Annotated in this window: 12 protein-coding genes; 8 read left to right on the top strand and 4 right to left on the bottom strand. The window is 71.0% G+C overall.

Annotation, left to right across the window (positions count from 1 at the left end):
* From ACFC0D_RS36440 to ACFC0D_RS36425, 4 genes are all read left to right on the top strand, one after another.
* The coding region (locus tag ACFC0D_RS36440) for a xanthine dehydrogenase family protein molybdopterin-binding subunit (protein ID WP_376445821.1) at positions 1-2,292 on the top strand (2,292 nt) is incomplete at its 5' end.
* A gap of 294 nt (positions 2,293-2,586) precedes the next feature.
* Entirely contained in the window at positions 2,587-4,053 is a 1,467-nt protein-coding gene (locus ACFC0D_RS36435; RefSeq protein ID WP_376445818.1) for an NCS2 family permease, read from the top strand.
* Between the two features lie 43 nt (positions 4,054-4,096).
* Positions 4,097-5,233, top strand: coding sequence for an XdhC family protein (locus tag ACFC0D_RS36430; protein ID WP_376445815.1), 1,137 nt, complete (start codon positions 4,097-4,099; stop codon positions 5,231-5,233).
* Between the two features lie 105 nt (positions 5,234-5,338).
* The gene (locus tag ACFC0D_RS36425; protein WP_376445812.1) at positions 5,339-6,553 is read left to right on the top strand and encodes a GNAT family N-acetyltransferase; all 1,215 of its coding nucleotides are present in this window, start codon (positions 5,339-5,341) and stop codon (positions 6,551-6,553) included.
* A gap of 112 nt (positions 6,554-6,665) precedes the next feature.
* Here ACFC0D_RS36425 and ACFC0D_RS36420 read toward each other — a convergent pair whose 3' ends face one another.
* A complete protein-coding gene (locus ACFC0D_RS36420; protein ID WP_376445810.1) occupies positions 6,666-7,274 on the bottom strand; it encodes a TetR/AcrR family transcriptional regulator in 609 nt (202 codons plus the stop codon).
* A gap of 124 nt (positions 7,275-7,398) precedes the next feature.
* On the opposite strand from ACFC0D_RS36420, the gene ACFC0D_RS36415 reads away from it, so the two are divergent.
* The 4 genes from ACFC0D_RS36415 (at position 7,399) to ACFC0D_RS36400 (ending at position 10,696) form a co-directional block, all read left to right on the top strand.
* Positions 7,399-8,544 carry an acyl-CoA dehydrogenase family protein gene (locus ACFC0D_RS36415; protein ID WP_376445807.1) on the top strand — a complete coding sequence of 382 codons (1,146 nt, stop codon included), beginning with the start codon at positions 7,399-7,401 and terminating at the stop codon, positions 8,542-8,544.
* A 56-nt stretch (positions 8,545-8,600) separates the two neighbouring features.
* Entirely contained in the window at positions 8,601-9,362 is a 762-nt protein-coding gene (locus ACFC0D_RS36410) for an SDR family NAD(P)-dependent oxidoreductase (protein WP_376445804.1), read from the top strand.
* 96 nt (positions 9,363-9,458) lie between these two features.
* Positions 9,459-10,169, top strand: a complete 711-nt coding sequence (locus tag ACFC0D_RS36405) for a TetR family transcriptional regulator (RefSeq protein ID WP_376445801.1) — start codon at positions 9,459-9,461, stop codon at positions 10,167-10,169.
* A 131-nt stretch (positions 10,170-10,300) separates the two neighbouring features.
* Complete coding sequence (locus tag ACFC0D_RS36400; protein WP_376445799.1) at positions 10,301-10,696, top strand: Zn-ribbon domain-containing OB-fold protein; 396 nt, start codon at positions 10,301-10,303, stop codon at positions 10,694-10,696.
* Positions 10,697-10,803: 107 nt separating this feature from the next.
* Here the strand turns inward: ACFC0D_RS36400 and ACFC0D_RS36395 are convergent, their stop codons facing one another.
* The 3 genes from ACFC0D_RS36395 to ACFC0D_RS36385 form a co-directional block, all read right to left on the bottom strand.
* Positions 10,804-11,760, bottom strand: a complete 957-nt coding sequence (locus ACFC0D_RS36395) for an electron transfer flavoprotein subunit alpha/FixB family protein (RefSeq protein ID WP_376445797.1) — start codon at positions 11,758-11,760, stop codon at positions 10,804-10,806.
* 33 nt (positions 11,761-11,793) lie between these two features.
* Positions 11,794-12,579 carry an electron transfer flavoprotein subunit beta/FixA family protein gene (locus tag ACFC0D_RS36390; protein WP_329114257.1) on the bottom strand — a complete coding sequence of 262 codons (786 nt, stop codon included), beginning with the start codon at positions 12,577-12,579 and terminating at the stop codon, positions 11,794-11,796.
* A gap of 28 nt (positions 12,580-12,607) precedes the next feature.
* The coding region (locus ACFC0D_RS36385; protein ID WP_157849844.1) for an acyl-CoA dehydrogenase family protein at positions 12,608-12,703 on the bottom strand (96 nt) is incomplete at its 5' end.

The following is a 12,703-nucleotide window of genomic DNA, read 5'->3' as shown; positions in this document are numbered from 1 at the left end:
GTCACCGGTGAGTTCGCGTACTCCTCGGACATGTGGCACGAGGACATGCTGTGGGGCCAGACGCTCCGCTCCACCGTCGCGCACGCCGAGATCGTCTCCATCGACATCTCCGAGGCGCTGGCGATGCCCGGCGTGTACTCGGTGCTGACCTACGACGACCTGCCGGCCGAGATGAAGAACTACGGCCTGGAGATCCAGGACACCCCGGTTCTCGCCAACGGCCGGGTACGTCACCACGGTGAGCCGGTCGCCCTCGTGGCCGCCGACCACCCGGAGACCGCCCGCCGCGCCGCGGCCAAGATCAAGATCGACTACCGGGAGCTGCCGCTCGTCACGGACGAGGCCTCGGCCCTCGCCCCCGACGCGCCGCTGATCCACGAGGGCCGCGACGACCACCACTCCGGTCATGTCCCGCACCCGAACATCGTGCACCGCCAGCCGATCATCCGCGGCAACGTGGAGGAGGCCCGCAAGCGGGCCGACGTGATCGTCGAGGGCGAGTACACCTTCGGCATGCAGGACCAGGCCTTCCTCGGCCCGGAGTCCGGCCTCGCCGTGCCCTCCGAGGACGGCGGCGTCGACCTCTACGTCGCCACCCAGTGGCTGCACTCCGACCTCAAGCAGATCGCCCCGGTCCTCGGCCTGCCCGAGGAGAAGGTCCGTATGACGCTCTCCGGCGTCGGCGGTGCCTTCGGTGGTCGCGAGGACATCTCGATGCAGATCCACGCCTGCCTCCTGGCGCTCGCCACGAACAAGCCGGTCAAGATCGTCTACAACCGCTTCGAGTCCTTCTTCGGCCATGTGCACCGTCACCCGGCGAAGCTCTGGTACGAGCACGGGGCCACCAAGGACGGCAAGATCACGCACATGAAGTGCCGGATCGTGCTGGACGGCGGCGCCTACGCCTCGGCCTCCCCGGCGGTCGTCGGCAACGCGTCCTCCCTCTCGGTCGGCCCGTACGTCATCGACGACGTCGACATCGAGGCCGTCGCGCTCTACACGAACAACCCGCCCTGTGGCGCGATGCGCGGCTTCGGCGCCGTCCAGGCGTGCTTCGCGTACGAGGCGCAGATGGACAAGCTCGCCGCGAAGCTGGGCATGGACCCGGTGGAGCTGCGCCAGCTCAACGCCATGGAGCAGGGCACGATCATGCCGACCGGCCAGGTCGTGGACTCGCCGGCCCCGGTCGCCGAGCTGCTGCGCCGCGTCAAGGCCCGCCCGATGCCGCCCGAGCAGCAGTGGCTCGCGGCCGGCGAGCAGGCGGACGTCCGCGCGCTGCCCGGCGGTCTGTCCAACACCACGCACGGCGAGGGCGTCGTCCGCGGCGTCGGCTACGCGGTCGGCATCAAGAACGTCGGCTTCTCCGAGGGCTTCGACGACTACTCCACCGCCCGCGTGCGCCTGGAAGTCATCAACGGCGAGCCCGTCGCGATGGTCCACACGGCCATGGCGGAGGTCGGCCAGGGCGGTGTCACCGTCCACGCCCAGATCGCCCGCACGGAGCTGGGTGTCACTCAGGTGACCATCCACCCGGCCGACACCCAGGTCGGCTCCGCCGGTTCGACGTCCGCCTCCCGGCAGACGTACATGACCGGTGGCGCGGTGAAGAACACCTGCGAGAAGGTGCGCGAGGCCGTCCTCGAGATCGGCCGGCGCAAGTTCGGCTCGTACCACCCGGCGTGGGCCACGGCCGAACTGCTGCTGGAGAACGGCAAGGTCGTCACCGACGGCGGCGAGGTCCTCGCGGACCTGGCCGACGTGCTCGAGGGCGAGGCCGTCGACCAGGAGCACGAGTTCCGGCACCGCCCGACCGTCGCGTTCGACCTGGTCACCGGCCAGGGCGACGGCCACGTCCAGTACACCTTCGCCGCGCACCGCGCGGTGGTGGAGGTGGACACCGAGCTCGGCCTGGTGAAGGTCATCGAGCTCGCGACCGCCCAGGACGTCGGCAAGGCGCTCAACATGCTCTCCGTCGTCGGCCAGATCCAGGGTGGCACCACCCAGGGCCTGGGTGTCGCGGTGATGGAAGAGATCATCGTGGACCCGAAGACCGCGAAGGTGCGCAACCCCTCCTTCACGGACTACCTGATCCCGACGATCCTCGACACGCCGACCATCCCGGTCGACGTACTCGAACTGGCCGACCCCAACGCGCCGTACGGCCTGCGGGGACTCGGCGAGGCCCCGACCCTGTCGTCCACCCCGGCCGTCCTCGCGGCGATCCGGAACGCGACGGGCCTGGAGCTCAACAAGACGCCGGTCCGCCCCGAGGCGCTCACCGGCACCCTGTAGGACTCTCCGGGCGGTGTGTGCCTCCCAGGAACGTCACACTTCCCGCCCGCACCGCCCGGAGCGACCCCCGGTATCACCGCTCGATACCACCTGGCAGTACCAGCACCACCGAGTAACACCAGCATCACCAGCACCATCGAGCAGTACCGAGTAGCACCAGATTGACCTGATTCATCCAAGTTCGTCTCGGGCCGTCCCCCGGGTCGTGCAGCCAACGCACCATCCCAAATCCCGCGGCTTTTCTGACTTCCCAGTCTTATGCGGGTGCCCCTTTGAACCTTGGGAGTAGGCCCCATGACCCAGTCGTCAGTGGAGCCCAAGACCGCCTCGGAGGACGCGGGCTCCGGCTCGAACGTCCCCGCCGGCCGCTCTTGGCTCGACCGGTACTTTCACATCTCGGAGAGAGGATCCACCGTCGCGACGGAGATCCGCGGCGGCGTCACCACCTTCATGGCGATGGCGTACATTCTCCTGCTCAACCCCCTGATCCTCGGCGGCAAGGATGTGGACGGCAACGTCCTCAGCCAGCCCGCACTCATCACCGCCACTGCCCTCGCGGCCGCCGCGACCACCCTGCTGATGGGCTTCTGGGGCAAGGTCCCACTCGCTCTGGCAGCCGGTCTGAGCGTCTCCGGCGTCCTCTCCTCGCAGGTCATCTCCGTCATGACCTGGCCGCAGGCCATGGCCATGTGTGTGGCCTACGGTGCGGTGATCTGTCTCCTTGTGGTGACCGGTCTCCGCGAGATGATCATGAACGCGATCCCGCTGGCGATCAAGCACGCGATCACCATCGGCATCGGTCTCTTCATCGCGCTGATCGGCTTCGTCAAGGCCGGCTTCGTCCACGAGAACCCCTCGCCCGGCGGTGGCCCGGTCGTCCTCGGCCCGACCGGTGAGCTGGCCGGCTGGCCGGTGCTGATCTTCGCCTTCACCCTGCTGCTGATCTTCGCGCTCCAGGCCCGCAACGTGCCCGGCGCCATCCTGATCGGCATCGTGGCGGGCACGGTCATCGCCGCCATCGTCAACGCCGTCGGCGACCTGCCGGCCAAGGCCTGGTTCTCCGGCCCGCCGGAGCTCAACGGCAGCGCCGTCTCCACGCCGGACTTCTCGCTCATCGGCGAAGTGTCCTTCAGCGGCTGGGGCGACGTCGGCTACATCACGATCACCATGATCATCTTCACCCTGGTGCTCGCCGGCTTCTTCGACGCGATGGCCACGATCATCGGTGTCGGCTCCGAGGCCAAGCTCGCCGACTCCCAGGGCCGGATGCCCGGCCTGTCCAAGGCGCTGTTCATCGACGGTGCCGGCGGTGTCATCGGCGGCGGCGTCGGCGGATCCGGCCAGACCGTCTTCGTCGAGTCGGCGACCGGCGTCGGCGAGGGTGCCCGTACGGGTCTGTCCTCCGTCGTCACGGGCGCGTTCTTCGCGGCCTGTCTCTTCTTCACCCCGATCACCGCGATCGTTCCGGCCGAGGTCGCCTCCGCGGCCCTGGTCGTCATCGGCGCGATGATGATGCAGAACGCCAAGCACGTCGACTGGAGCGACCGCTCCGTCGCGATCCCGGTGTTCCTCACCGTGGTCCTGATGCCGTTCACGTACACCATCACCACGGGTGTCGCGGCCGGTGTCATCTCCTACGCCGTGATCAAGACGGCGCAGGGCAAGGCACGCGAAGTGGGCGCCTTCATGTGGGGCCTGACCGCGATCTTCATCGTGTTCTTCGCGATCCATCCCATCGAGAGCTGGCTGGGCGTCAGCTGACGCCCGTAACGTCGCCCTCCACACACTTATCGAGGAGTTCGAGATGCTGGACATCGCCGAAGAGCTGCACCGGTGGGTCGAGCAGGGACGCGAGTTCGCCGTCGCCACCGTCGTGGCGGTCGGCGGGAGCGCGCCCCGGCAGCCGGGAGCCGCGCTCGCCGTCGACAGCGACGGCACGGCGATCGGCTCGGTGTCCGGCGGATGTGTGGAGGGCGCGGTCTACGACCTGTGCCAGCAGGCCCTCGAAGACGGCGAGACCGTCGTCGAGCGCTTCGGATACAGCGACGAGGATGCCTTCGCCGTGGGCCTGACCTGCGGCGGAGTCATCGACATCCTCGTCACCCCGGTCCGCGGCGGGGTGTTCCCCGCCGCCCTGGCCGCCGCCGTCTCGGGGGAGGCCGCGGCCCTCGCCAGGATCGTCTCCGGACCCACCGACCTGATGGGCCGGGCGCTCCTGGTCCACCCCGACGGTACGTACGAGGGTGGCCTCGGCGGCCACCCCGAGCTGGACCGCACCGCGGCCGGCGAGGCCCTCGCGATGCTGGACGCGGGCCGGACCGGCACCGTCGAGATCGGCGCGGACGGCAGCCGCTGCGGACAGCCGCTCACCCTCCTCGTCGAGTCCTCGGTCCCGGCCCCCCGCATGATCGTCTTCGGCGCCATCGACTTCGCCTCCGCCCTCGTCCGGGTCGGCAAGTTCCTCGGCTACCACGTCACCGTGTGCGACGCCCGGCCCGTCTTCGCGACGCCGGCGCGCTTCCCCGAGGCCGACGAGATCGTCGTCGACTGGCCCCACCGCTACCTGGAGTCGACCGAGGTCGACGGGCGGACCGTGCTGTGCGTCCTGACCCACGACGCCAAGTTCGACGTCCCGCTCCTCGAAGCGGCCCTGAAGCTTCCCGTCGCCTACGTCGGCGCGATGGGCTCCCGCCGCACCCACGAGGACCGCAACAAGCGTCTGCGCGACGTCGGCGTCACCGAGCTCGAACTGGCCCGTCTGCGCTCCCCGATAGGGCTCGACCTCGGCGCCCGCACCCCGGAGGAGACGGCCCTGTCCATCGCCGCCGAGATCGTCGCCAGCCGCCGTGGCGGCTCCGGCGCCTCCCTGACCGGCGCGCACACCCCGATCCACCACGACGGACCGCGCGCGCCGGACGGCCGGATAGGTTCCGTCGCCTGACCCGCTGACCCGCTGACCCGCTGACCCGCTGACCCGCTGGCCCGCTGGCACGCTGGCACGCCCGACGTTCGAGCAGCGACGCGGTCGCCCGTTAGGGTCCGGATCATGGACATTCGTGACGTACCCGAAGCGCATCTCGACCGCGCCCTCGACCTCGCGTACCTCGTCTTCCACGAGCGTCCCGAGGACGAGCAGCGCACGCACCACCGCGAGTTGCTCCTCCCGTGCGAGCGGATCGGGGCGTACGACGGCGAGACCCTCGTCGGCTTCGTCGCCGCGCACCGCTTCACCCTCTCCGTACCCGGCGGCGAACTGCCCTGCCCCGGGCTCACCTATGTCTCCGTCGCCCCCACCCACCGGCGCCGTGGCGTGCTCTCCGCCCTGCTCGCCGAGCTCTTCCGCCGCGCGGCCGGGCGTGGCGAGCCGATCGCCGCTCTCTGGGCCTCCGAGGACGCGATCTACGGCCGGTTCGGCTTCGGACCCGCCACCCAGGGCGTCACCGTCGAGATCGACTCGCGGCGCCCGCTCGCCCTGCGCATCGACCCCGACGAACGCCCGCTGCGTCTGATCGATCCGGCCGACGCGCCCGCCGTCGTCGGGCCCTGCTTCGAGGCCACACGTGCCCTGCGGGCCGGCCGGAACGCACGGGACGAGGAGCGCTGGAGCGGGGAGTGGCTCGCCGACAAGGACGAGGAGGACGACGAGCTCTCCCCGCCCCGGATCGTCGCCCTCGGCGACCCCCTCGCGGGCTACGCCGTCTATCGCACCAAGGGCGAGAACGAGGAGACCCACACCCCCGGCCTCGTGCGGGTCGACGAGCTGGAGGCCGACACCCCGGCCGTCGCCGCCGCGCTCTGGCGCTACCTCGCCTCGATCGACCTGACCGGTACCGTCCGCGCCTGGGGCAGGCCGCTCGACGACCCGCTGCTGCTCTTCGCCGGGGACCGCGACCAGGTGCGGGTGACGGGGCAGTTCCCCGCGTTGTGGGTGCGACTCGTCGACGTCCGCGCCGCGCTGACGGCTCGCACCTGGGCCACCGCGGTGGACCTCGTCCTGGAGGTGCACGACAGTCGCCTCCCCGCCAACTCCGGCCGCTTCCGGCTCACGGCAGGCCCCGGCGCGGCGCGGTACGAGCCGACCGGCGAACCGGCCGAACTCTCCATCGCCGTACGGGATCTGGGCGCCTGCTATCTCGGTGGCACGCGGGTCACGGACCTGGTCGCGGCGGGTCTGGTCGAGGAGCACGCCCCGGGCGCGGCCGCCACGCTCGACACGGCGCTGCGGACGGCGCGGCTGCCGCACACCGACGACGAGTTCTAGCCCGGTCCCCGATCGGACGGAGTCCGGCGGGGTGGGCGCCGGTTCGTGGACGCCCTCGATCCAGGTGTGACGAGGCAAGGGCCGGTACCGGCCCGATGCCCCGCAGGTGCGCTCAGCTCTTGCGCAGGCCGTTCAGGAGGAGCTCGGCCAGCTGTCCGTAGGCCTCCGCGTCCGCCAGCCCGGTCGCCGCCGCGACCTGCCGCTGCTGGATGCGGACCATGACGGAGGCGATGACATCGGCCGCGAAGGTCACGTGCACCTCGCGGAACGCGCCCGCGCGCACGCCCTCCTCGATCAGCTGCTGCACCCGGCCCGCCGCCGCGCGGGTGTTGCGCTCGTAGACCTCGGCGGCCGGCTCGAAGGCGGCCACGTCGTCGAAGAACCGGGGGGAGACCGGAGCCAGTTCCGCCGCGACCGCCCTCAGGTAGGCGGCCAGCCGCTCCGCGGGCTCCTGCTCCGCCGCGAGCACGGCCTCGACGCGCGTGGTCGCGCGCCGGAAGAAGTGGACCACGGCCGCCCGGACGAGCTGCTCCTTGCTGTCGGCCAGGCCGTAGAGCGTGCGCTTGGAGCAGCGCAGCCGGGCCGCGAGATCGTCCAGGGTCAGCTGGGCGAAGCCCTCGCCGACCAGGAGGGCCACCAGCTCCTCGAACAGGGCGGACCGGCGGGCCGCGCCGCGGCCCGTCGGCTTGGGGACGGCGCCGGCGGCTGAGGTCTCGATCACCCGAACAGTATGCAGGCCGACCCGTTCGGGGGGTTACGGCTGAACTCATCTGCGCTACTCTCAACGGTACTGCCGTACCGCCCGCAGTACCGTTACAGCGGTGCTGAGTGTCACTGGAGTCGCCATGGATGTCGACCGCCTGCTTCCCACCCCCGAGGCAGCGGACCTCATCGCCCTCACGCGGGAGATCGCCGACAAGGAGCTCTCCCCCCGCGTGGACGAGCACGAGGCTGCCGAGACGTACCCGGAAGGTCTGTTCACCACCCTGGGCGACGCCGGGCTGCTCGGCCTCGCGTACCCCGAGGAGTTCGGCGGCGGAGGCCAGCCGTACGAGGTGTACCTCCAGGTCCTGGAGGAGCTGGCGGCCCGCTGGGCGGCCGTCGCCGTCGCCACCAGCGTCCACACGCTCGCCTGCCACCCGCTGTACTCCTTCGGCACCGCGGAGCAGAAGGAGCGCTGGCTGCCCGCGATGCTCGCCGGCGAGACCATCGGCGGATACAGCCTCTCCGAGCCGCAGGCCGGTTCCGACGCGGCCGCCCTCGCCTGCAAGGCGGAGCGCACCGACGACGGCTCCGCGTACCGCGTCACCGGCAACAAGGCCTGGATCACCCACGGCGGCAGGGCCGGCTTCTACGCCCTCTTCGCGCGCACCGCGCCGGGCAGCCACGGCATCTCCTGCTTCCTCGCCCCCGGCGAGACCGAGGGCCTCAGCTTCGGCAAGCCCGAGCGGAAGATGGGCCTCCAGGCCGTCCCCACCACCTCCGCCCACTGGGACGGCGCCCTCCTGGACGCCGACCGACTGATCGGCGACGAGGGGCAGGGCCTCCAGATCGCGTTCAGCGCGCTCGACTGCGGCCGGCTCGGCATCGCCGCCTGCGCCACGGGCCTCGCCCAGGCCGCCCTGGAAGCCGCCGTCGCGTACGCCAACGAGCGCACCACCTTCGGCCGGAAGATCATCGACCACCAGGGCCTCGGCTTCCTCCTCGCCGACATGGCCGCCGCCGTCGACTCCGCGCGCGCCACCTACCTCGACGCGGCCCGCCGCCGTGACCTCGGCCGCCCGTTCAGTCGCCAGGCCAGCGCCGCCAAGCTGATCGCGACCGACGCCGCCATGAAGGTGACCACGGACGCCGTCCAGGTCCTCGGCGGGTATGGCTACACCCGCGACTTCCCCGCGGAGCGCTACATGCGCGAGGCCAAGATCATGCAGATCTTCGAAGGAACGAACCAGATCCAGCGGCTGGTCATCAGCCGCCAGCTCGTCCGCTGACCCTTCCGTCCTCCCGTCCTTCCCGACGTCACGACTCACTTCGTACGAGGAGTTCCATGGACATCGCCGGCTCCGCCGCGCTCGTCACCGGCGCCGCATCCGGCCTGGGCGCCGCCACCGCCGCCGCCCTGGCCGCCCGCGGCGCCACCGTCTACGGCCTGGACCTGGACAAGGCCGTCGCCGCCGCCGGGCCCCGGCCCGACGGCGTCACGCTGCTCGCCGCCGACGTGACCGAGGAGGGTCCCGTCCGCGAGGCCCTCGCCCGGATCGAGGCCGACGGTGCCGAGCTGCGGGTCGCCGTGAACTGCGCGGGCATCGCCCCCTCCGCCCGGATCCTGGGCCGCAAGGGCCCGCACGACCTCGACCTGTTCCGCACGGTCCTGAACGTCAACCTGCTGGGGACGTTCAATGTGATGCGGCTGGCTGCCGAGGCCATCGCCCGCCAGGAGCCGGACGAGAACGGCCAGCGCGGCCTCGTCGTCAACACCGCCTCGATCGCCGCCTTCGAGGGCCAGGTCGGCCAGATCGCGTACGCCGCCTCCAAGGCCGGCGTCGCCGGTATGACCGTGACCGCCGCCCGTGACCTCGCCCAGTTCGGCATCCGGGTCGTCACCATCGCCCCCGGCATCGTCGACACCCCGATGATGGCCGGATTCAGCGAGGAGATCCGGGCCGGGCTCGGCGCCAGTGTCACCTTCCCGCAGCGTCTCGCCCGCCCCGAGGAGTACGCCAAGCTCGTCACGATGGTCGCCGAGCACGACTACCTCAACGGCGAGACGATCCGGATGGACGGCGCCCTGCGCATGGCGGCGCGCTGACCGCCGTACGTCCCTCACCTGCGACATAGCACTTGGTGCCAGCTCAGGCTGGCACCAAGTGCCGCGTTTTCGGCCGCTGGATGTTAGGTTCGGGCCATGGGAACTGCGTCGACGAACACCGCCAAGCCCGCGATGCGGGACTCCCTCATCGCCGCGGCCTTCCAGCTCTTCCTGGAGCGGGGGTACGAGCAGACCACCGTCGACGACATCGTCACCCTCGCCGGCGTCGGCCGGCGGTCCTTCTTCCGGTACTTCCCGTCCAAGGAGGATGTGGTCTTCCCCGACCACGAGCAGAGCCTCGCCGACATGACCGAGTTCCTCGCGGCGAGTGCGGACACCGACGACCCGCTGGTCAGGATCTGCGACGCCACCCGCCTCGTGATGCGGATGTACGCCGAGAACCCCACCTTCTCCGTCCAGCGCTACCGGCTCACCCGTGAGGTGACGGGTCTGCGGACGTACGAGCTGTCGGTCGTCTGGCGGTACGAGAAGACGCTCGGCGACTATCTCCGCACGCGCTGGGCCGACCGCCGCGACGGCACCCTGCGGGCCAACGTGGTCGCCGCCTCCGTGGTCGCCGCCCACAACCACGCCCTGCGTCACTGGCTGCGCTCGGGCGGCGAGGGCGACCCGCTGGCCGAGGTGGACCGGGCCCTGGAGTTCGTCCGCGAGACCTGGAGCGGGGGCGGCGAGGGCGGTGGCGTCCAGGGCGATGAGACCGAGGACGTCGTCGTGGTGATCACCAAGCGGTCCACGCCGATGTGGCGCGTGGTGCGCGAGGTGGAGTCGAGCCTCGGCGAGAGCTGAGAAGCGCCTTAGGGATCTCAGTATCTTCAATTGAGGGAACTCAGGTCTCCTGAGGTCTTTATTTGATGGCACTCAGTGCCATATCTTGACTCCATGCACGGTTGAGCCGCCGAGTGCAAGGAGAACGCATCGTGTTCCACACCGGATCCACGGGACTGAGGACCGGGAGCGCCGCCGTCCGGACCGAGGGATCGGCCGCAGACGCCGAGCTCTACTACCAGCTCTGCCGCTGGTGCCAGACGACCACCTTCCAGCGCCTGCTCTGCCCGACCTGCGGGTCGACCGACCTCGCGCCCGAACGCAGCGAGGGCGAGGGCGTGATCACCGTACGCCGCGGGGTCACCGCCGCCGACGCCGACCTGTGGCCGGTGCACATGGCCGAGGGCTTCGTCGTCCGCTGCCGGGTCGACGGACCGCCGCACGCGGTGCGCCCCGGAGTCCGGGTCAAGCTCTCCGCCCGCTCGGCAGTGGCGGCGCAGCCGGTCGTCCGGCTCTGCGAGGAGGTCCCGCTCGACGGCTGGATCTGAGCGGACACGACGCGAGCGGTCCGGCCGGAACCGAGCCGGACACGACGAAAGCGGCCCGATGGCACAGAGTGCCATCGGGCCGCTTCCTTTCAGCGGGGGATCGACCCCTACCGCGCGCCGATCTCGTCCGTCAGCTGCGGCAGGACCTCGAAGAGGTCGCCGACCACTCCGTAGTCGACGAGGTCGAAGATCGGGGCCTCGGCGTCCTTGTTGACGGCCACGATGGTCTTCGACGTCTGCATACCGGCCCGGTGCTGGATCGCGCCGGAGATGCCCGCCGCGATGTACAGCTGCGGCGAGACCTGCTTGCCGGTCTGGCCGACCTGGTTGGAGTGCGGGTACCAGCCCGCGTCCACCGCGGCGCGGGAGGCGCCGACGGCCGCGCCGAGGGAGTCGGCGAGCTTCTCGACGACCTGGAAGCCCTCGGCCGCGCCGACGCCACGGCCGCCGGAGACCACGATCGCGGACTCGGTCAGCTCGGGGCGGCCGGTGGAGACGCGCGGGGTGCGCGACACGACCTTGGCGGCGTTGCCGGTGAAGGCGACGGTGACGTTCTCGACCGTACCGGCGGCCGGGGCGGCCTCCGGCGCGGCGGAGTTGGGCTTGACCGTGATGACCGGGACGCCGTGCGACACGGCCGACTTCACCTGGTACGAGGCGGCGAAGACGGACTGGGTCGCGACGGGGCCGTTCTCGCCGGCCTCCAGCTCCACGGCGTCGGTGATCAGACCGGAGCCGAGGCGCAGCGCCACGCGGGCGGCGACCTCCTTGCCCTCGCCGGAGGAGGTCACCAGGACGGCGGCGACGCCCTTGTCCTTCGCGATCTGGGTGAGCGCGTCGACCTTCGGCACGACGAGCTGCTCGGCGAACTCGGCGCCGTCCGCGACGTACACGGTGGCGGCACCGTACTCACCGGCGGTCGCGGCGATCGACGCCGCGGCCTCGCCGGCGCCGAGCACGACGGCCGTCGGCTCGCCGATCCGGCGGGCCAGGGTGAGCAGTTCGAGCGCCGGCTTGCGGACCGCACCGTCGGCGTGGTCCACGAGAACCAGGATCTCAGCCATGATTCCTTGCTCCTGAACGATAGTGACGGTGGGTCAGATGAACTTCTGGGCGGAGAGGAAGGCGGCGAGCTGCTTGCCGCCGTCGCCCTCGTCCGTGACGATCGTGCCCGCGGTGCGGGCCGGACGGGCCGCGACCGACTCGACCAGGGTCCAGGACCCGGCCAGACCGACCTCGTCGGCGTCGATCTCGAGGTCGTCCAGGTCCAGCTCCTCGACCGGCTTCTTCTTGGCGGCCATGATCCCCTTGAAGGAGGGGTAACGGGCCTCGCCGGACTGGTCGGTGACCGAGACGACGGCCGGCAGCGGGGCCTCGAGCAGCTCGGTGGCGGCGTCGCCGTCCCGGCGGCCCTTGACGAGGCCGTCCTCCACCGAGACCTCGGAGAGCAGGGTGACCTGCGGGAGGTTCAGCCGCTCGGCCAGCAGCGCCGGCAGCACGCCCATCGTGCCGTCGGTCGACGCCATGCCGCAGAGGACCAGGTCGAAACCGGTCTTCTCCAGGGCCTTGGCGAGGATGGCGGAGGTGCCGATGACGTCGGTGCCGTGGATGTCGTCGTCGTTGACGTGGACGGCCTTGTCGGCGCCCATCGACAGCGCCTTGCGCAGCGCGTCCTTGGCGTCGTCGGGGCCGACGGTGACGACGGTGACCTCGGCGTCGTCGGACTCCTCGGAGATGCGCAGCGCCTGCTCGACCGCGTACTCGTCCAGCTCCGACAGCAGGCCGTCGACCTCGTCGCGGTCGACCGTCAGGTCGTCGGCGAAACCACGGTCGCCGGTCGCGTCGGGTACGTACTTCACACAGACAGCGATCCTCAGGGTCACGGCCTGGCTCCTTTCAAGTGGCAGACGATTACGGGAGGTTGCGGGCCATGACGATGCGCTGGACCTGGTTGGTGCCTTCGTAGATCTGGGTGATCTTGGCGTCGCGCATCATGCGCTCGACGGG

The sequence above is a fragment of the Streptomyces sp. NPDC056222 genome (assembly GCF_042264065.1).
In the GTDB taxonomy this organism is placed as follows: domain Bacteria; phylum Actinomycetota; class Actinomycetes; order Streptomycetales; family Streptomycetaceae; genus Streptomyces.
The sequence above is the reverse complement of the archived record's forward strand: the minus strand, read 5'-3'. Positions and strand labels throughout refer to the sequence as shown.

What these genes read in the sequence shown, in the direction of transcription:
- ACFC0D_RS36435 (WP_376445818.1), top strand. Translation starts at nt 2,587, where the DNA reads ATGACCCAGTCGTCAGTGGAGCCCAAGACCGCCTCGGAGGACGCGGGC.
- ACFC0D_RS36430 (WP_376445815.1), top strand. Translation starts at nt 4,097, where the DNA reads ATGCTGGACATCGCCGAAGAGCTGCACCGGTGGGTCGAGCAGGGACGC.
- ACFC0D_RS36425 (WP_376445812.1), top strand. Translation starts at nt 5,339, where the DNA reads ATGGACATTCGTGACGTACCCGAAGCGCATCTCGACCGCGCCCTCGAC.
- ACFC0D_RS36415 (WP_376445807.1), top strand. Translation starts at nt 7,399, where the DNA reads ATGGATGTCGACCGCCTGCTTCCCACCCCCGAGGCAGCGGACCTCATC.
- ACFC0D_RS36410 (WP_376445804.1), top strand. Translation starts at nt 8,601, where the DNA reads ATGGACATCGCCGGCTCCGCCGCGCTCGTCACCGGCGCCGCATCCGGC.
- ACFC0D_RS36405 (WP_376445801.1), top strand. Translation starts at nt 9,459, where the DNA reads ATGGGAACTGCGTCGACGAACACCGCCAAGCCCGCGATGCGGGACTCC.
- ACFC0D_RS36395 (WP_376445797.1), bottom strand. Translation starts at nt 11,760, where the DNA reads ATGGCTGAGATCCTGGTTCTCGTGGACCACGCCGACGGTGCGGTCCGC.